The organism is Actinomadura rugatobispora (assembly GCF_042656285.1).
In the GTDB taxonomy this organism is placed as follows: domain Bacteria; phylum Actinomycetota; class Actinomycetes; order Streptosporangiales; family Streptosporangiaceae; genus Spirillospora; species Spirillospora rugatobispora.
Genome location: NZ_JBHSON010000025.1, coordinates 22,331 through 40,822, shown reverse-complemented (window position 1 = coordinate 40,822; position 18,492 = coordinate 22,331). Strand labels below are relative to the sequence as shown.

Annotated in this window: 14 protein-coding genes and 1 riboswitch; of the genes, 6 read left to right on the top strand and 8 right to left on the bottom strand. The window is 73.3% G+C overall.

What is annotated here, in order from left to right:
* Positions 1-36 precede the first annotated feature (36 nt).
* From ACFPZN_RS19380 to ACFPZN_RS19370, 3 genes are all read left to right on the top strand, one after another.
* A complete protein-coding gene (locus ACFPZN_RS19380) occupies positions 37-756 on the top strand; it encodes an LLM class flavin-dependent oxidoreductase (RefSeq protein WP_378283414.1) in 720 nt (239 codons plus the stop codon).
* 209 nt (positions 757-965) lie between these two features.
* On the top strand, positions 966-1,508 hold the full coding sequence (locus ACFPZN_RS19375; RefSeq protein WP_378283413.1) for an RNA polymerase sigma factor: 543 nt from the start codon (positions 966-968) through the stop codon (positions 1,506-1,508).
* Positions 1,501-2,838, top strand: a complete 1,338-nt coding sequence (locus ACFPZN_RS19370; protein WP_378283412.1) for a VOC family protein — start codon at positions 1,501-1,503, stop codon at positions 2,836-2,838. The genes ACFPZN_RS19375 and ACFPZN_RS19370 overlap by 8 nt, the downstream gene beginning before the upstream one ends.
* A gap of 230 nt (positions 2,839-3,068) precedes the next feature.
* Here ACFPZN_RS19370 and ACFPZN_RS19365 read toward each other — a convergent pair whose 3' ends face one another.
* From ACFPZN_RS19365 to ACFPZN_RS19350, 4 genes are all read right to left on the bottom strand, one after another.
* Positions 3,069-4,217, bottom strand: coding sequence for an acyl-CoA dehydrogenase family protein (locus tag ACFPZN_RS19365; RefSeq protein ID WP_378283411.1), 1,149 nt, complete (start codon positions 4,215-4,217; stop codon positions 3,069-3,071).
* A gap of 111 nt (positions 4,218-4,328) precedes the next feature.
* Positions 4,329-5,243, bottom strand: a complete 915-nt coding sequence (locus ACFPZN_RS19360; RefSeq protein ID WP_378283410.1) for a hydroxymethylglutaryl-CoA lyase — start codon at positions 5,241-5,243, stop codon at positions 4,329-4,331.
* 111 nt (positions 5,244-5,354) lie between these two features.
* Positions 5,355-7,325, bottom strand: a complete 1,971-nt coding sequence (locus ACFPZN_RS19355; RefSeq protein ID WP_378283409.1) for an ATP-binding protein — start codon at positions 7,323-7,325, stop codon at positions 5,355-5,357.
* A 159-nt stretch (positions 7,326-7,484) separates the two neighbouring features.
* Entirely contained in the window at positions 7,485-9,092 is a 1,608-nt protein-coding gene (locus tag ACFPZN_RS19350) for a carboxyl transferase domain-containing protein (RefSeq protein WP_378283408.1), read from the bottom strand.
* Between the two features lie 100 nt (positions 9,093-9,192).
* Here ACFPZN_RS19350 and ACFPZN_RS19345 point away from each other — a divergent pair, with 100 nt between their 5' ends.
* The 3 genes from ACFPZN_RS19345 (at position 9,193) to ACFPZN_RS19335 (ending at position 13,475) form a co-directional block, all read left to right on the top strand.
* Complete coding sequence (locus ACFPZN_RS19345) at positions 9,193-9,888, top strand: SACE_7040 family transcriptional regulator (RefSeq protein WP_378283407.1); 696 nt, start codon at positions 9,193-9,195, stop codon at positions 9,886-9,888.
* 195 nt (positions 9,889-10,083) lie between these two features.
* On the top strand, positions 10,084-11,973 hold the full coding sequence (locus ACFPZN_RS19340; RefSeq protein ID WP_378283406.1) for an AMP-binding protein: 1,890 nt from the start codon (positions 10,084-10,086) through the stop codon (positions 11,971-11,973).
* 254 nt (positions 11,974-12,227) lie between these two features.
* Positions 12,228-13,475 (top strand): coiled-coil domain-containing protein, encoded by a 1,248-nt coding sequence (locus tag ACFPZN_RS19335; protein WP_378283405.1) that lies wholly within the window; start codon positions 12,228-12,230, stop codon positions 13,473-13,475.
* Between the two features lie 731 nt (positions 13,476-14,206).
* On the opposite strand, the gene ACFPZN_RS19330 is transcribed toward ACFPZN_RS19335, so the two are convergent.
* The 4 genes from ACFPZN_RS19330 to ACFPZN_RS19315 form a co-directional block, all read right to left on the bottom strand.
* Complete coding sequence (locus tag ACFPZN_RS19330) at positions 14,207-15,208, bottom strand: adenosylcobinamide amidohydrolase (RefSeq protein ID WP_417281729.1); 1,002 nt, start codon at positions 15,206-15,208, stop codon at positions 14,207-14,209.
* A 92-nt stretch (positions 15,209-15,300) separates the two neighbouring features.
* Entirely contained in the window at positions 15,301-16,071 is a 771-nt protein-coding gene (locus tag ACFPZN_RS19325; protein WP_378283403.1) for an ABC transporter ATP-binding protein, read from the bottom strand.
* Positions 16,068-17,099, bottom strand: coding sequence for a FecCD family ABC transporter permease (locus ACFPZN_RS19320; RefSeq protein WP_378283401.1), 1,032 nt, complete (start codon positions 17,097-17,099; stop codon positions 16,068-16,070). The genes ACFPZN_RS19325 and ACFPZN_RS19320 overlap by 4 nt, the downstream gene beginning before the upstream one ends.
* A 53-nt stretch (positions 17,100-17,152) precedes the next feature.
* On the bottom strand, positions 17,153-18,085 hold the full coding sequence (locus ACFPZN_RS19315; protein WP_378283400.1) for an ABC transporter substrate-binding protein: 933 nt from the start codon (positions 18,083-18,085) through the stop codon (positions 17,153-17,155).
* Between the two features lie 100 nt (positions 18,086-18,185).
* Positions 18,186-18,257, bottom strand: a riboswitch (cobalamin riboswitch).
* Between the last annotated feature and the right edge of the window lie 235 nt (positions 18,258-18,492).

The window sequence follows — 18,492 nt, the reverse complement described above, 5'->3', positions numbered from 1 at the left end:
GACCGTCCCGCGGCCGCCGCAGGGGATCCCGTCCTCGTGCAGGCCGGGTCGTCGGAGGAGGGCCGCCAGTTCGCCGCGCGGTACGCGGAGGCGATCTTCACCGCGCAGCAGGATCTGGCCGCGGCGCGCGACTTCGCCGCCGACGTCCGGCGCCGTGCGTCCGCCGCGGGCCGCGACCCCCGGCACATCAAGATCCTGCCGGGGATCAGCCCCATCATCGGCTCGACCGAGGAGGAGGCCCGGCGGCTTGAGCGGGAACTGAACGAGCTGACCGTCCCCGAGGTGGGGCTGCGCCACCTGTCGGCCCGCTTCGACGGCGTGGACCTGTCGGGCCTGCCGCTGGACGAGCCCGTCCCCCTCGACGCGCTCCCACAGCCCGGCGACGTGCAGGGGCCGCAGAGCCGGGCCGCGCTCATCACCGAGCTCGTCCAGCGGGAACGTCCCACCCTGCGCGAGCTCCTGTACCGCCTCGCCGGGGGCCGCGGCCACCTGGTCGTGACCGGGACGCCCGAGCAGATCGCCGACCGGATCGAGGAATGGGCCGAGGCGGGCGCCGCCGACGGCTTCAACGTCATGCCCCCGTACCTGCCGGGGGGCCTGGACGACTTCATCGACCACGTGGTGCCCGAACTCCAGCGCCGCGGCCTCTTCCGCAAGGAGTACACGGGCACGACGCTGCGCGACCACTACGACCTGCCCCGCCCCCGCAACACCGTCTTCGAGCCCGAACCGAACGCCTCGAACGAGCCCGCCTAACGCCTCGTACGGGACCGCCTGGCCCGCGCCCGACATCGCCGGGCTGGGCCGGGCGGTCGCAGCGGTGCGGGCCGTCGCGGCGGTCCGGAGGCCCGGACATCGTCGACAATACGCCCGGTCACGATCAAGCGCTGATCGATTACGCTGAGTGATGGGATTTTTTCCGCGTCCGGGCGTCGGAGATCCCGGGCGTCGAGCGATGGAGGGGTATGGGACGACCGAGGCAGGAGGTGGAACCGGACCCGGGCCCAGCGCTGCTCTCCCTCTACGACAAGGCGCTGCCCGAGGTCTACGGCTACCTGCTGTCCCGGTGCGGTCGGCGGGCCCTCGCCGAGGATCTGACCGCGGAGACGTTCCTGGCCGCGGTCGAGGCGGTGCGCAAGGAGCCGCCGCCCGACCTGTCGGCGGCCTGGCTGGTGGGGGTGGCCCGGCACAAGCTGGCCGACCACTGGCGGCGCGCGGCGCGCGAGGAGCGCGGGCTGCGCGAGGCCGACGCCGGCCGCCCGGACACCGACGACCCCTGGGAGGAGCGGCTGGACGCGCTGGTGGCCCGGGACGTCCTGGCCGCGCTGGGCCCGCACCATCAGGCGGCGCTGACCCTGCGCTACCTCGACGGGCTCCCGGTCCCGCAGGTCGCCGACCACCTGGGCCGCACCCTGCACGCCACCGAGGCGCTGCTGGTACGGGCGAGAGCCGCGTTCCGGCGCGCCTACAACGAACGCTGCCACGGAGAGGAGGGCCGCGATGGCTGACCCGTTGGAGGCCCTCCGCGCCTCGATCACCCCGGCCGACCCCGATCCGGTCTTCGCCGCCCGGCTGCGCGAGCGGCTGCGCCGGGAACTCCTGCGCCCCACGGGCGCCGACACGGGAGGCATCATGCCCACCACGACCGCCCGCACGGGCGGGGCCTCGGGCCCCGCGACCCCGGCCGAGCCCGCGGAGCCCGAGGCCCGGGTGCACTCGCTCACGCCCTATCTGTGCGTCGACGACGCCCCGCGCGCCCTCGAGTGGTACGCCCGGGTGCTCGGCGCCCGGCGGCGCGGCGAGCCGGTGATGATGGAGGACGGCCGCGTCGGCCACGCCGAGCTGGAGATCGGCGACTCGGTGCTGATGCTGGCCGACGAATGGCCCGAGCTGGAGCTGCTGGGGCCCAAGACGCGCGGCGGCCCCAGCCAGTCCGTCTACCTCACCGTGCCCGACGTCGACACGGTCGTCGCCCGCGCCGTCGAGGAGGGCGCCGAGCTCGCCCGGCCGGTCGCCGACTACCCCCACGGCCGCAACGGCGTGATCGTCGACCCCTTCGGTCACCGCTGGATGGTCACCTCCCCGCCCGCGCCCACGCCCGGTCCCCGGCACGGCGACATCGCCTACGCCTCGCTGTTGCTGCCCGACGTCGAACGGGCCACCGACTTCTACGGCTCCGTCCTGGGCTGGCGCTTCGCCCCCGGCAGCGCCGCGCAGGGCCGCCGGGTCCAGGGGCTCCCCCACCAGCGCATCGGGCTGTGGGGCGGCCAGGGCCACCGCACCCTGTTCCTGTACTTCGCGGTCGACGACGTCCACGCGGCCGCAGAGCGCGTCCGCTCAGCCGGCGGAGCAGCCGAGGAGCCGCACGACGAGCCGTTCGGGCGGGTCTCGAAGTGCACCGACGACCAGGGAATGGACTTCGCCCTCTTCAACGAGCCCGGAAGCGCCCCGGCATCCTCCACCGGCGCCGGCCGGCCCTCCCCGCCCGTGAGCGCGTCCCAGGGGGAGATCTCCTACCTGACCCTGCAAGTCCCCGACTCCGCGCGCGCCCGGGCCTTCTTCGGGACGGTGCTCGACTGGAACTTCTCCCCGGGCCGCGTCCCCGACGGCTGGTCGGTGCAGATCGACGACGGTGAGCTCCACCCCATGACGGGCATGCACGGCGGCCACGACCGTCCCACCATCGTCCCCGTGTACGCGGTCGACGACATCGACGCCGCCGTCTCCCGCGTCCGGGCCGCCGGCGGCACCGCCACCGAGCCGGAACGGCGGCCCTACGGCACCCTCGCCGAATGCGTCGACGACCAGGGCAGCCGCTTCTACCTGGGAAGCGAGTGACCGCCCCCGCGAGCCCGATCTCGGCCCGCGACCGGGCCGAGATCGCTGCGGGGGGCCGCGGTGAGCTGCGGACCGCGACGCATCCGACCGCGCCGCATACTGCCGCACAGCCGGCGCGCGCCCGCCGCCGGCGACGCGGCCCCGGTGGCGAGGTAGCCGCGTTCGAGTGCGCCGGCCACACCGGACTCCTCCACCTGACCAGTCGCCCGGCGGGTCGGCCTCGGCGTGAGTCAGGAGGCGGGGAGGCCCAGGGCTCGGGCGATGAGCATGCGCTGCACCTCCGACGTCCCCTCCCCCACCTCGAGGATCTTGGCGTCCCGGTAGAACCGGCCGACGGCGTACTCGTTCATGAAGCCGTAGCCGCCGAAGATCTGGGTGGCCTCCCGCGCGTTGTCCATCGCGGCGTTGGAGGCGGCGAGCTTGGCGATGGCGGCCTCCTTCTTGAACGGCTGCCCGGCCAGCAGCTTCGCGGCCGCGGCGTAGTAGGCGAGACGGGCGGTGTGGGCGCGCAGCTCCATGTCGGCGATCTTGAACTGGATGGCCTGGTAGCGGCCGATCTCCTTGCCGAACGCCTCGCGCTCCCGGACGTAGCGGAGGCACTCGTCCACGCAGCCCTGGGCCAGCCCGACCGACAGGGCGGCGATCGCGATCCGGCCCTCGTCCAGGATGCGCAGGAACTGGGCGTAGCCCCGGCCGCGCTCGCCGACGAGGTTCGCCGCCGGTACGCGGACGTCGTCGAACGACAGCTCGCGGGTGTCGGACGCCGACCAGCCGACCTTGGAGTACTTCTTCCCCACGGTGAAGCCCGGGGTCCCGTTCGGCACGATGATCGTGGAGATCTCGCGTTCCCCGGTGAGGGCCGTGACGGTGACGAACGCGGTGATGTCGGTGCCGGAGTTGGTGATGAACGACTTCGTCCCGTTGATGATCCACTGGTCCCCGTCGAGCCGCGCGGTGGTGCGCATGCCACCGGGGACGTCCGAGCCCCCGCCCGGTTCCGTGAGCCCGAACGCGGCGAGCCGCTCGGCGGAGGTCAGGCGGGGCAGCCACTCGGCCTTCTGCGCGTCGGAGCCGAACCGGTAGATGGGCATCGCCCCCAGGGACACCCCCGCCTCCAGGGTGATGGCGACGGAGGAGTCGACGCGGGCGAGCTCCTCCAGGGCGAGGCAGAGCGCGAAGTAGTCGCCGCCCATGCCGCCGTGCTCCTCCGGGAACGGCAGGCCGAACAGCCCCATCTTGCCCATGGCGGCGACGATCTCGTACGGGAACTCGCCCCGCTCGTACAGGTCCCCGATGACGGGGGCGACACTCTCACGGGCGAACCGTTCGACGGTGCGCCGCAGCTCTTCCTGCTCGTCGGTGAGCGTGAAGTCGATCATCGGGGGTCACTCCTTCGTCGTCGATGGTCGCGCCCTGGGCGCTCCCCGTTCAGCGGTGTCACGGCCCCGCGCGGGGCGGGTCGTCGCGGCGGGGGTCTTCACTCGGTGCGGTCAGGGGGACAGGGCCTGCACCACGCGGGAGGGGCTGGGACGTCCCAGACGGCCCGCCATCCAGCGGCTGGTGGCGGCGAGTTTCTCCAGGTCGACACCGGTCTCGATGCCCAGCCCGTGCAGCATCCACACCAGGTCCTCGGTGGCGAGGTTGCCGGTGGAGCTCTCCGCGTACGGGCAGCCGCCGATGCCGCCGGCGGAGGCGTCCACGACGGTCACTCCCGCACGGAGCGCGGCGAGGGTGTTGGCGAGGGCCTGGCCGTAGGTGTCGTGGAAGTGGACGGCGAGCCGGTCGGGGCCGATCCCGGCCTCGGCGAGCGCGGTGATGAGCGCGGTGACCTGGCCCGGCGTGCCGACGCCGATGGTGTCGCCCAGGCTGAGCTGGGAGCAGCCCAGGTCCATCACGCGCCTGGCCACGGAGACGACCTGCTCGATCGGCACGTCGCCCTCCCACGGGTCGCCGCAGGCCATCGAGACGTACACGCGGACCCACAGCCCCTCGGCCCGGGCCCGCTCGACCACGGGCGCGAACATGGCCAGGGACTCGTCGACCGTGCGGTTGAGGTTGCGGCGGGCGAACGACTCGGTGGCGCTGGCGAAGATGGCGATGTCGGTGACGCCGTTGGCGAGCGCGCGGTCGAGCCCGCGCTCGTTGGGGACCAGGACGGGCCTCCGCACCGCGTCCGTGCCGGGCAGCGCGCCGATGAGTTCCTCCGCGTCGGCGAGCTGCGGGACCCACTTGGGGTGGACGAAGCTGGTGGTCTCGATGGTCCGCAGCCCGGCGTCGGCGAGCCGCACGATGAACTCGGCCTTGTCGGCGACCGGGATGATCGCCTTCTCGTTCTGCAGCCCGTCGCGGGGGCCGACCTCGTAGATCGTCACCCGTTCGGGGAGCCCGTCAAGCGGAACCTGCATCGCCCACGCCTCCATATGTCGTTCTCCGGCCGCCGGTCGGATCGGGCCGGCTCGGTCGTCGCGTCCCGGCGTCCGCCGCCCGCGGCGGGGCCGCCCGGTGGCGGGTGCGCGTCATCGGTCCGCGCTCTCGATCACGGCGAGGACGGCGTCCAGGGCCACCTGGGCCCCGGTGCGGGCGGGCAGCTGCGCGACGACGCCGGTGACCGGCGCGGTGACCGTGTGCTCCATCTTCATCGCCTCCACGACGACCAGCGGCTGGCCCTCGGTGACGTGGTCGCCCTCGGCGGCCTTGACGGCCAGGACGGTCCCGGGCATGGGGCTGCGCAGCACGCCGTCGCCTGCGGTGGACGCGGCGGCGCCGGTCTCCGCCCTGACGTGCTCGGCCAGCGCCCAGGTGCGCCCGCCCCGGCCGAGCCACAGCGTGTGGTCCTCGCGGGCGGCGGTGAACACGGTCGTCCTGCCTCCGAAGCCGAGGATCAGCGCCGGTCCGTCCGCCCGCAGGGACGCGGGCACGGGCGCGTCACCGCCGACGGCCACGCGGGCGTCGTGCGCGCGGCCCTGCACGCGCACCTCGACCGGGTCGCCGCCGGACGGGGTGATGATCCACGGGGTCCAGGCGGGCGCGCCGGGGCGCCAGCCGTCCGGTACGGCCCACGGGTCGGGGTCCCCGGTCTCCAGCGCGAGCATCCGTTCGAGGGCCGCGGTGGCCAGGACCTCGGGCGGGGCGGACGCGGAGGCGGCGGTCCCGGTGAGGTCGTCGAGGGAGCGTTCGACCAGCCCGGTGTCGAGGCGTCCCGCGGCCACCTCGGGATGCCGCACGAGGGCCCGCAGGAAGGCGACGTTGGTGGGGACGCCCAGCAGCGTGTACGAGGCCAGCGCGCGGTCGAGCCGGCCGAGGGCCTCGGCGCGGTCCGCGCCCCAGGTGATGACCTTGGCGAGCATGGGGTCGTAGGAGCCGCCGACCTCGGTGCCCTCGGCGAGCCCGGAGTCGACGCGGACGTGTTCGCCCGCCGGCTCGTCCAGCGACAGCACGCGGCCGCCCGTCGGCAGGAAGCCGCGGGCGGGGTCCTCGGCGTAGACACGGGCCTCGACCGCGTGCCCGCGCAGCGCGACCTCGTCCTGGGTGATCGGGAGGGGCTCCCCCGCGGCGACGCGGAGCTGGAGTTCGACCAGGTCGAGGCCGGTGACCAGCTCGGTGACGGGGTGCTCCACCTGGAGGCGGGTGTTCATCTCCATGAAGAAGTACTCGTCGGGCCGGTCGGCGGAGACGATGTACTCCACCGTTCCGGCGCCGGTGTAGCCGACCGCGCGGGCCGCGGCGACGGCGGCGGCGCCCATGCGCTCCCGGGCGGCCTCGTCCAGCAGCGGCGACGGGGCCTCCTCGACGATCTTCTGGTGGCGGCGCTGCAGGCTGCACTCGCGCTCACCGAGGTGGACCGCGCCGCCGTGCGCGTCGGCGAAGATCTGGATCTCGATGTGCCGGGGGTTGCCGACGTACCGCTCGGCCAGCAGGGTGGCGTCGCCGAACGACGCGCGCGCCTCGCGGCGGGCGGAGGCGATCGCGTCGGTCAGTTCGCCCTCCTCCCGGACCAGCCGCATGCCCTTGCCGCCGCCGCCCGCGGAGGGCTTGAGCAGCACGGGCAGCCCGATGGCGAGGGCGGCCTCGGCGAGTTGCTCGTCGGACAGGCCCGGTTCGTCCCGTCCGGGCACGACCGGGACCCCGGCCGCGGCCACGGTCCGCTTGGCGCGGATCTTGTCGCCCATCGTCTCGATCGCCTCGGCGGGCGGTCCGACGAAGGCGATCCCGGCGGCCGAGCAGGCCCGCGCGAACGCGGCGTTCTCGGCGAGGAACCCGTATCCCGGATGGATCGCCTCGGCCCCGGCGTCGCGGGCCGCCTCGATGATCGCCTCGATGTCCAGGTAGGACGCGATCCGCACCGCCTCGTCGGAGTCCCGCACATGCGGTGCCCCGGCGTCGGCGTCGGTGTGCACGGCCACGGACCGGATTCCGAGGCGGCGCAGCGTCCGGAACACCCGGACCGCGATCTCTCCCCGGTTGGCGACCAGGACGCTTTCGAACATCACGCTCCCCACACCCTCAGGCCTCCACATTCCCCGATACCGGCGATCCCGCCCGCACGCTCCGTCCCGACACCCTCCGCACGAACGCGGACGTGGACGCCGTGGTCTTCACGGCCGTGCACGGCAGGTCGGGTTGATTTCTCGGCATCCCGGGCCGCCTCACATGCGGAAGACGCCGTAGCCGACAGGCTCCAGCGGCGCGTTGGCGGCGGCGGACAGGCCCAGGCCGAGGACGCGGCGGGTGTCGCGGGGGTCGATGACGCCGTCGTCCCAGAGCCGGGCGGTGGAGTAGTACGGGTTGCCCTGGTGCTCGTACTGCTCGCGGATCGGCGCCTTGAACTCCTCCTCGGCCTCGGCCGTCCAGGAGTCGCCGAGCTGGTCGCGGCGCACCGTGGCCAGGACGCTGGCGGCCTGCTCGCCTCCCATGACCGAGATCCGGGCGTTCGGCCACATCCACAGGAAGCGGGGCGAGTAGGCGCGGCCGCACATGGCGTAGTTCCCGGCGCCGAACGACCCGCCGATCACCACCGTGAACTTCGGGACGCGCGCGCACGACACCGCCGTGACCATCTTCGCGCCGTTCTTGGCGATGCCGCCCGCCTCGTACTCGCGGCCGACCATGAAGCCGGTGATGTTCTGCAGGAACACCAGCGGGATCGAGCGGCGGTCGCACAGCTCGATGAAGTGGGCGCCCTTCAGCGCCGACTCGCTGAACAGGATCCCGTTGTTGGCGATGATCCCGACCGGGTGGCCGTGGATGCGGGCGAAGCCGGTGACGAGCGTCGTCCCGTACTCCTTCTTGAACTCCTGGAAACGGCTCCCGTCGACGACCCGGGCGATGACCTCGCGCACGTCGTAGGGGGTGCGGGCGTCGGACGGGACGACGCCGTACAGCTCCCCGGGGTCGTATGCGGGCTCCTCGGGGGCGGCGACGTCCCAGGGGCGCGGCTCGCGCGGGCCGAACGTGCCGACGATGTCGCGGACGATCGCCAGCGCGTGCGCGTCGTTCTCGGCCAGATGGTCGGTGACGCCGGAGGTGCGGGAGTGCAGTTCGCCGCCGCCGAGCTCCTCGGCGGTGACGACCTCGCCGGTGGCGGCCTTCACCAGCGGCGGGCCGCCCAGGAAGATCGTGCCCTGGCCGCGCACGATCACGGCCTCGTCGCTCATCGCCGGGACGTACGCGCCGCCGGCCGTGCACGAGCCCAGCACCGCCGCGATCTGCGGGATGCCCTCGCGCGACATGGTGGCCTGGTTGTAGAAGATGCGCCCGAAGTGCTCGCGGTCGGGGAAGACCTCGTCCTGGCGGGGCAGGAAGGCTCCGCCCGAGTCGACCAGGTACACGCACGGGAGCCGGTTGTGGAGGGCCGCCTCCTGAGCGCGCAGGTGCTTCTTCACCGTGACCGGATAGTAGGTGCCGCCCTTGACCGTGGCGTCGTTGGCGACCACGACGCATTCGCGGCCCGCGATCCGCCCGATCCCGGTGATGATCCCGGCGCCGGGGGCCTCGTCGTCGTACATGCCGTGCGCCGCGAGCGGGGACAGCTCCAGAAACGGCGAGCCGGGGTCGAGCAGCGTGTCGACGCGGTCGCGCGGCAGGAGCTTTCCGCGCGCCACGTGCCGCTCGCGGGAGCGCGGCGGCCCGCCCTGCCCGGCCCGGTCGATGTTCTCGCGCAACTCGGCGACCAGGGCCTCGTTGTGCTCGACGTTGCGCTTGAACGCCTCGTCGCCGGGATCGGCGCGGGTGCCCAGCTCAGGTGGTCCGCTCATCGTCCGTCCTCGCCCGTCCTCGTTCTCTGGCGCGACAGTTAATGGTCATTAACAAAGCCGATGTTAACCACTATTAACAACGCCAGTCTAGACTGTCCCCATGACCCGGGCCACCAGCGACCCCGCCCGCTCCCCCAGAGGCGGCTCCACCCCAGCCCAGGGGCGCCCCGACCCTGCCCCGGGCGCACCGGACTCACCTGCGGACGGAGGCGGCACGCGACGGGCCGCCCCGGCGAATCCGCGGCGGACCGAGATCCTGGGAGCGGCGGCCGAACTGTTCGCCCGGCGCGGCTACCACGGCGTGTCGATCGGGGAACTAGGACGCGCGGTCGGCCTGACCGGGCCCGCGCTCTACCGGCACTTCCGGAGCAAGGAGACGGTGCTGGCGGAGATGCTGCTGGACATCAGCGAGCGGCTGCTCGCGGAGGGCGCCCGCCGGGCTGCCTCCGGCGACCCGGCCGAGGCGCTGGACGCCCTGCTGCGCGGGCACATCGCGTTCGCGCTCGACGAGCCCGCGCTGATCACCGTGCACGGGCGGGAACTGGACAACGTCCCCGAGGCCGAACGCCATCGCGTCCGGCGGTTGCAGCGGGCCTACGTCGAGGAGTGGGTGGGCGTCCTGCGACGGCTGCGCCCGGACGAGCCCGTGGACCGCGCCCGCGCCGCCGTCCACGCCTGCTTCGGGCTGATCAACTCCACCCCGCACAGCGCCAGCGGCCTGGACCGCGAGGCCATGGCGTCCCTGCTCCACACCATGGCCCACGCCGCCTTGTGCGCCACTCCCCCCTCTCACTGAGCACCGGCGCCCATCCGACGGTCTCGCCACCCGGCACCAGGCACGGCGTCCGCCGCCGCCTCCTCGTCGGCCGCTCCGACGCCATCGTCGACCGAGAGGTAATCGGCCACTTACTTTGGACCGATCCAAGCCTTGACTTCCCGGCGGTGGCGTAGCTCCATGGACGGACCACCCACCCCGCCGGAGGAGCACCGCATGGGAATCGAAGGCGTCAGCTTCTACGAGATCGCCGCCGCGCATCCCGACCGGCCCGCGTTCCTGGGCACCCCCGCCGGAACGGTCACCTACGGAGAACTGCACGCCGAGGTCAACCGCCTCTCACACGGCCTGCGCGCCCTCGGACTCGGCAAGGGCGACACGGTGGCCACCGTCCTGGGCAACCGGCCCGAGTTCCTGACCGTGCTGCTGGCGGCCATGCAGACCGGCCTCTACCTGGTCCCGGTGAGCCGACACCTCACCGCCCCCGAGATCGGCTACATCCTCGCCGACAGCGGCGCCAAGGCCGTGATCACCGAACCCGCGTACACGGACACCGTGACCGGCGCGGTGACGGAACCCAGCCCGCACGCGACCACCAAATCGACCGCAGGAACCGCCCCAGCCACGGCAACCGGCACCGGAAGCGCCACAAAGACGATCACAGGCACGGCGACTGCCCCAGACACCGAGACTGGCCTGCGCACGGGGACCGGCACGGGCGCGGAGACCGGCTTGGCAATCAATACGGGTGCAGGAAGCAGCACGGAGACGGGGGCCGGCACGGGGACGGGGAGCAGCACGGGCACCGGGGGCGGCACGGGAAGTGGCATGGGGGCGGGGGGTGCTGCGGATGTGGTCGGTGGGGTTGGGGTTGGTGCTGGGACGGGGGGTGGTGGGGTGGGGGGTTCCTCGCGGGTGCTGATCACGCTCGGTCCGTCCACCGAAGCGCCTGACGGGTACACGAGCCTTGCCGAGCTTGTGCGGGGCGGGTCGGGTGAGCCGCCGGCCGAGCGCACGATGGGCTCGATAATGCTCTACACCTCCGGGACGACCGGCAGGCCCAAGGGCGTACGGCGCCCGCAGCTCGACTTCCCACCCGAGCTGCCGATGAGCGTGTTGAGGCAAACCCTCGCCCAGCACCTGGCCCTCGAACCGGGCGACGAGGTGCACCTGGCCATCGGGCCGCTCTACCACTCGGCGCCGTGCGTGCACGCGCTGCTCGCGCTCAATCTGGGGCACGCGGTGGTCGTCGGCGAGCACTTCGAGCCGGAGGACACCCTGGAGCTGATCCAGCGGCACGGCGTCACCAACGCGTTCATGGTGCCGACGATGTTCCACCGCATGCTGAACCTGCCCGCCGAGGTCCGCGACCGGTACGACGTGTCGTCGCTGCGGCAGGTGTACCACAGCGCCGCGCCGGTCCCGGTGGACACCAAGCGGCGCATGCTCGACTGGTGGGGCCCGGTGCTGTACGAGTACTACGGCTCCACCGAGAGCGGGCCCGTGGTGGTGGCGCGGCCGGAGGAGTGGCTCGCCCACCCCGGCACGGTCGGCCGCGCGGTCGAGGGCGTCGAGGTCAAGATCTTCGACGAGGCGGGCGAGGAACTGCCGCCCGGCGAGCCCGGCCTGATCTACGCCCGCGGGCAGGCGGGCTTCGAGTACCACGGGGACCCGGCCAAGACCGCCTCCAGCATGCTCGGCGACTTCTACACCCCCGGCGACATCGGCCACCTGGACGAGGACGGCTGGCTCTACATGAGCGACCGCCGCACCGACCTCATCATCTCCGGGGGTGTGAACATCTACCCGGCGGAGATCGAGGCGGCCCTGCTGCAGCACCCGGCGGTGGGCGACGTCGCCGTCATCGGCGTCCCGGACGAGGACTGGGGGCAGAGCGTCGTCGCCTTGGTCGAACCGGCGAACGGGGCCGCACCGGGCGGGGACCTCGCGGCGGCGCTGCTGGCGCACTGCGAGCCGCGGCTGGCACGGCTCAAGCACCCGCGGCGGATCGAGTTCCGGGCGTCGCTGCCGCGCACCCCTTCCGGCAAGCTGAGCCGCGGCCGGGTCAGGGAGGACTACCTGCGGGAACAGAGCGAGCGGGGATAACGGCCCGGTTCGGCCGGCGAATTGGGACGGCAGTGGCGAATTCGTCGGGCGATGCGTCGAACGATTCGGGACGCGCCTGCGTACAACGGCACATGACGGACCAGAAGGTCGCTCCACTCGGCGATGACGCGCTCACCTGCCGGACCGCACGCGGCGAGGCGGCGACATCGGCCCGGCATGCCCGCCATTCGGCGGCCGCCCCGCCGAACGGTCCCTCAGGCGCCGCCTCGCCCTCCCTCACGTCCACTACCACCATGCCCCTCCCGACCCTGGCCCCCGGCTCGTCCCGTCCAGAGCCCGCGCCTTCGCCGAGCGACGCGGGTCTTGGACGGGCAGGGCCGGCGGCGGGCGATCCTGACGACACCCATCGAGACCTGCCGATCCTGGGCTTCGAGCAGCAGAACGTACGGGCGACCGTCACCGATCTGGAGACGACGCGTTCGCGTGAGACCGCTCCAACGCCCATCGACACCTGCCGCCTGCCGGGGGAGGAGACCGTAGCCTTTCGGTTCCGGCCCTGCGCCACGTGTGGGCGTCCCGTACAGCAGCCCCTGGACGGCTCGCACGCGGTGCGCTACTGCCAGGACAACGGCGGCGCGTGCAGCGACGAGGCACAGCGCTGGCGCGAACGCGGGCACGATCCGTCCAGCCTCACCGGCCAGGTCGCCTGGGTCGGAGAGATGGTCGACCGGCTGCAGACCATGACGGAACGGCTCGCCGGTTCCCTGTCCTCGGAGCTGAGCGTCGCCGGCGTCGAACGCCAGGTGTCCAGCGCGCGCGCAGAAGCCGCCATGCAGGTGGCCATCGCCCAAGAGGAACGCGACGCCTCCCAACGCCACGTCGAAACGGCATGGCGGGAGACGAATTCGGCCCGTGCGCGTGCGGAGAACGCCGAACGTGATGCGGCGGCGGCCCGTGCCGAGGCGGAGAAGGCGGTCGCGGACCGGGACGCCGCGGTCCGTGAAGCCGTCCAGGCCAAGGAGTCCGCCGAACAGGCGGGAGCGGCGCGGCTCGCCGCCGAAAGCGAACGCGACCACGTGCGGGGACGCGAGGGCGAACTGCTGGCCGCCCTGGAGAACGCACGATCGGAGCTCGTCAGCCTGCACGCGCGGCTGTCGGAGTCGGAAACCATCGTGGAAGGCCAGCGCATCGAGGCCGCCGCCGCGCACCGCGCCTCCGAGGACCTGCGCTCCCAGATCCGGGAGGCCGAGACCAAGCGCGGGCACGCGGTCGCCGACCGCGACCAGATGCAGGCGCGGCTGCACGAATTCGAGCAGCACAACTGGCAGTTGTCCCACACCGTCGACGAGTTGCGCGCCGCCGTGTCGGCGCTCACCGGCGAACGGGACGCGGCACGGGCCGAGGCCGAGCGCGCGCGCCGACGTGTGGACGCCCTCGTCCAGCTGAACACCCCGCGCGACGGCGCCCGCCCGCCGACCGAGCAGGAGCCGCCCACCGGCCTGCACCGGCTGAACGGCATGCGCCTCCCCCACGCCGGCTGAGTCCCCAATGCCGGCCGAGTCGGCGTAGAGGAGGTGGTCTCTTCCCACACACAGCATCGGCCCTGGTGGGCCGCCGCGCCGCACCGGGGTGGCGCGGCGGCCCCGCCTGCCACGCCCAGGCCGAAACCAACGCGCGTGCCCGCCTCCGTCCCTAGAAGCCCCTTGCTCGTGGAAGCCGTTGCTTTGGAAGACGCCTCCGCCCTAGAAGCGCGCGTTCTGGAAGGGCCTGTCCTCGGTCCTCGGTCGTTGGTCCTCGGTCCTCGGTCGTTGGTCCGTGGTCCTTGCTCCGTGGTCCTTGAACAGCGCCCACCTCGGGCAGCGCTCGTCTTGGGAAACACTCGCCTGGGGAAGCGCCCACCTCACGCCCACCTCGGCTCGGGCAGCCCCACCACCTCGCCTCGGGAGCCACTTCTCTTGGGAGGCGCTCGCCTCGGGCAGCGCCTGCCTCGGGAAGCACCCGCCTTGGGAACTGCTCGCCTCGGGAAACACCCACCTTGGGAGCCGCTCACCTCGGGAAGCACCTCCCCGGCTCGGGCAGCTCGGCTCGGGCAGCGCCCACTTTGAGAAGCGCTCGCCTCGAGAGCCGCTCGCCTCGGGCAGCACGCCTGGGGAAGCCCCCGCCTCAGACAACGCCCGCCTCGGGCAACGCCCGCCTGGGGACGCCCCTGCCTTGAGCGCTCGCCTCGGGCAACGCCCGCCTCGGGCAGCGCTCGGCTTGGGAGGCGCCTCTTCTAGACAGTCTCGCCGTTCCGGTTTTTGAGCCACTCGGTGTAGTCAAGCGCGCCCTCATAGACGGCGGCGTGTACGGCCCGGGCGATGCGCGCGCCCCACAGAGAACGCGGCCCCGCGAACGGTTCCGCATCGACCTCGGCGGGAATCGGCGCGGCGATGCAGACTGCGTCCGAGGCGGTGCCCGTGCAGGAGTAGCCCGCTTCGAGGAGCGCCTGTGTTTTGGCCTCCGTCGCTGTCATGACGGCGTTCACCAGCGCCGCGTCCGACAGCGCCACCGGGACCTCGACCACGACGTTCACCGTCCCCGGCCGCCACCGTGGCACCGCCACACCATCCGCCCCGCTGACGGGCTCCCCCTGGCCGTCCTGGCCCGTAACGCTGCTCGGGGAGGGTTGCGTCCGTTGAGGCCGGCTCGGCTGTGTTCCGCTACTTGGGACTGGCTCCATCCGGGCGCCCTGGCCTGTAGCGCTGCTCGGGGTGGTTTGCGCCCGGTCGCCTGGCTGGCTCATTTGCGACCCGCCAGGCTGTGCCCTGGTGCCTTGGTCTGGTTGCGTCCTGCCGCCTCGGCTCTGCTCCGTCCCCGCTCTTCCGCTGGGAACAGGTTGTGTCCGTTCAACCTGGCTCGTTCGGGTCATGCCGCTCGGGAGCGGTTGTGTTCTGGCGACCGCGCCGCTGGTTGGGACTGGTTGCGGGGTGGTGCTCGATGTTGGGGCGGTCGCGGGGGCGCTGATCGGGGCCAGTTCCGGGTCTCGGGCATCGGGTGGTGCGGCGGCCCAGGTGGGGACGCGGAGGCCTACCGTGGCCGCGGCCTGTACGCCGCCGTCGGAAGCGCGCGCCGTACGGTCCACCGCGGCGGCGGTGAGCAGGCCGACGCCGGGACCTCGCAGTCCCGACGCGGCGGCCAGTTCGCGCAGGTGCTCGGCGGGGTCCAGCCGCGCGTACTCCCCCGCGACCTGGGCGTTGAGGACCCAGCCGCCCGGGGCGATCCCACCGCCCAGCATCGCCGAGGAGATCATGCGCATGCCCGGGCCCGCGCGCCACACGGTGGACGCGAGCCTGGTGCCGTCTTCGGCACGCCACGTGGTCTGCAGTCTCATGGACGCTCCGGGGAGAGGATGGGACGGCCGTCGGCGCCCGACGTGACCTGGACGCGGGCGTCGAAGTGCGCCGCGACGGCCTCCCGCGTGAGCACCTGCGCGGGCGGCCCGGCCGCCGCCACCCGTCCCGAGGACAACAGCAGCAACCGGTCAGCGTACTGCCCGGCCAGCGTCAGGTCGTGGATCGTGGTCACCACGGTGAGCCGGTCGGCGATCCGCAGCCGGTCGATCAGCTCCAGCACCTGCTGCTGATGCCCGATGTCCAGCGCGGTCGTGGGCTCGTCCAGCAGCAGGACCGAGGTCTGCTGGGCGAGGGCCCGGGCCAGGACGACGCGCTGCCGTTCGCCGCCCGAGAGCTGGTCGAGGGGGCGGGCCGCCAGCCCGGTCAGGTCCAGCCGTTCCAGGACGTCCCGGGCGATCTCACGGTCACCGGTGCTCTCCCGTCCCAGGTGCGGGATGTAGGGGGAACGGCCCAGCAGCGTGTAGTCGAACACCGTCATCCCGACGGGCAGCTGGGGGTTCTGGGGCGCGTAGGCGAGGAGCCGGGCGCGCTGCCGGGGCTTGAGGGTGCGGGGGTCGGTGCCGGCGACCGTGATCCGGCCGGGTCCGGGGCGCAGGCCGAGGACGGCGCGCAGCAGCGTGGACTTGCCCGCGCCGTTCGGGCCGATGATCGCCGTCCAGGAGCCCGGCGGGGCCTCCAGGGACACGCCGTCCAGGACCTTCCGCCCGCCCAGGGTGACGCTGAGGTCGCGCACCTCGATCGTCACGTCCCGACCTCCCTGCGGACGGCGCGCAGCACCACCACGAAGAAGGGCCCGCCGACGAACGCCGTCACCACGCCGAGCGGCAGCTCGCCGGGGGCGACCGCGCTCCGCGCGACCAGGTCCGCCAGGCCGAGGAAGGCGGCCCCGCCCAGCAGCGACAGTGGCAGCACGATCCGGTAGGAGCCGCCGGCGAGGCGCCGCACGATGTGCGGCACCACGATCCCGACGAAGCCGATCAGCCCGCTGACCGCCACCGCGCAGGCCGTGGCCAGCGACGCGGCGACCAGCACGACCAGGCGTACGCGCGCGGCCGCCACCCCGAGCGACGACGCCTCCTCGTCGCCCACGCCCAGCACGTCCAGGAGCCTGCCGTGCAGGAGCAGCACCAGGGTGGAGACCAGCGCGTACGGGGCGACCAGGCCGAGTTGCCGCCAGTCGGCCGAGCCGACGCCGCCGAGGATCCACGAGTAGATCCGCTGGAGTTCCTGCGCCCGCGCCTGCTGGAGGAAAGTCTGGACCGCGGCGAGGAAGCTGGAGACGGCCACGCCCGCCAGGACGAGCGTGGCCGCGCCGGATCCGCCGCCCCCGGCCATGTTGCCCAGCGCGTACGCCAGGAGCACCCCGCCGATCGCGCCCGCGAACGCCGCCACCGGCACGCTGTAGCCCGGGTCCCCGGGCATCAGGACGATGACGAGCGTCGCGCCCACCCCGGCTCCGGCGGCGGCGCCGAGCAGGTACGGGTCGGCGAGGGGGTTGCGGAAGACGCCCTGGTAGCCCGCGCCGGCCAGGGCGAGCATCCCGCCGACCATCGCGGCCATCAGCACGCGCGGGAGGCGCAGCTCGAACAGCACGTTCTGCTCCACGACGCTCAGTCCGGACGCGACGTCCACGAACGGCAGCCGGTCGAGCAGCGCCTTGAGCACCCCGCCCGCGGGCAGTTCCGCCGCGCCGACCAGCAGCCCGGCCACGAGGGTGGCCAGCAGCAGGAGCAGCGTCACCGCCAGGGGCAGGGGCCGCAGCCGCGCGGGCATCGGCCCCGCGGCCACCTCCGCCGCGGACGGTTCGCCCGTGGGGCGGCGGTCGGTCACTGGGCGGCCGGGGACTTCTGCACCGCGTCGCCGATGGCCTGGACGAACTCGGGCAGGCGGGGGCCCCAGCGGGAGGCGATGTCGTCGTCCAGCTCGATGACGCCGCCCTTCTTCACCGAGGTGAGGTCCTGCCAGCCGGGACGCTTGGCGACGGCGGCGGCGTTCTGGCCGCAGCACTTGGTGTCGCCCAGGAACACCAGGTCGGGGTCGCTCTTGACGAGGTACTCGCGGGACAGCTGCGGGTAGCCTCCCGCGGCCTTCTCGGCCTTGTCGGCGATGTTCTCCAGGCCGAACAGGCCGTAGACCTGCCCGATGAAGGTCTTGGACGTCACCGTGTGCAGCTGGTTGTCCAGCTCGTGGTAGTAGGTGAGCCCCTTGCCCTTGGACGAGGCGGCGACGGTCCGCTGGATGCGGGTCCGCATGTCGTCGGTGAGGCGCTTGGCCTCGGCGGAGCGGCCGGTGGCGGCGCCGAGGTCGAGGATCTCGTCGTACGCCTCGTCCAGCTTGGTGGCCGAGGGCTCCAGGAGCACGGGCACCTTGACCTTCTCCAGGGCCTTGACGATGCCGTCCATGTCGTCCGACAGCACCACCAGGTCGGGCTTGTGCCCGATGATCGCCTCGGCGTTCGGCTTGAACCCCGACAGCTTCGTCTTGGGCGCGTTGGCGGGGTGGTTGGAGTACTCGTCCACCGCGACCACCTGCGGGCCCGCGCCGATGGCGAAGAGCGTCTCGGTGTGGGTGGGCGACAGCGACACGATCCGCTTGGGGGTGGCGGGGATGGTGACGGCGCCGTTGGCGGCCTGGACGGTGACCGCGCCGCCTCCCGCCCCGGCCTGGCCGCCGTCGTCTCCGTCACCGGAGCCGCAGCCGGCCGCGAGCGTCACGACACCGATCAGCAGGGCCGCGCCCAGGGCACGTAGGGGTCTCAAGGGGGCCTCCATGGCCGCGGGGGGGGCAGGGAGCCGCCGCCATTGGGGGGACGGATCGCCCCTCCGCGAGGTCGATGATCGTCGGCGCGCGGGGAGGCGACCTGGCTCGCCCATCGGAGGAGGTTCTCGGAGGGGCATCACAGTTGCGGGACAGCGCCGGGATCGCACCGGACTTCGCTCCATGACGCGCTTGAACTGGAACGGTATCAGCCCTCTGATCGGCGTCCCGAGGGCGGGCGGCCGCGGGGCGCGCCTCGGTGCCGGTTCCGGGCGCGCGACCGGAAGCCGAGCTGAAACCGGGACGAACCGGGAGGTGTGGGGTGGGCCACATCGCGGAGGCGGGCGATGAGTCCCGGCGCCGCGCGGGGTCTGCCCTGGTGACGCCGGGGGACGGTGTCGCCTGTGTC

Bases quoted from the DNA above. Each gene is read 5' to 3' on its own strand.
- ACFPZN_RS19320 (WP_378283401.1), bottom strand. From the start codon at position 17,099: ATGCCCGCGCGGCTGCGGCCCCTGCCCCTGGCGGTGACGCTGCTCCTG.
- ACFPZN_RS19330 (WP_417281729.1), bottom strand. From the start codon at position 15,208: ATGCTGGGCGGTGGGATCGCCCCGGGCGGCTGGGTCCTCAACGCCCAG.
- ACFPZN_RS19355 (WP_378283409.1), bottom strand. From the start codon at position 7,325: ATGTTCGAAAGCGTCCTGGTCGCCAACCGGGGAGAGATCGCGGTCCGG.
- ACFPZN_RS19360 (WP_378283410.1), bottom strand. From the start codon at position 5,243: ATGCAGGTTCCGCTTGACGGGCTCCCCGAACGGGTGACGATCTACGAG.
- ACFPZN_RS19365 (WP_378283411.1), bottom strand. From the start codon at position 4,217: ATGATCGACTTCACGCTCACCGACGAGCAGGAAGAGCTGCGGCGCACC.
- ACFPZN_RS19340 (WP_378283406.1), top strand. From the start codon at position 10,084: ATGGGAATCGAAGGCGTCAGCTTCTACGAGATCGCCGCCGCGCATCCC.
- ACFPZN_RS19335 (WP_378283405.1), top strand. From the start codon at position 12,228: ATGCCCCTCCCGACCCTGGCCCCCGGCTCGTCCCGTCCAGAGCCCGCG.
- ACFPZN_RS19345 (WP_378283407.1), top strand. From the start codon at position 9,193: ATGACCCGGGCCACCAGCGACCCCGCCCGCTCCCCCAGAGGCGGCTCC.
- ACFPZN_RS19370 (WP_378283412.1), top strand. From the start codon at position 1,501: ATGGCTGACCCGTTGGAGGCCCTCCGCGCCTCGATCACCCCGGCCGAC.
- ACFPZN_RS19375 (WP_378283413.1), top strand. From the start codon at position 966: ATGGGACGACCGAGGCAGGAGGTGGAACCGGACCCGGGCCCAGCGCTG.
- ACFPZN_RS19350 (WP_378283408.1), bottom strand. From the start codon at position 9,092: ATGAGCGGACCACCTGAGCTGGGCACCCGCGCCGATCCCGGCGACGAG.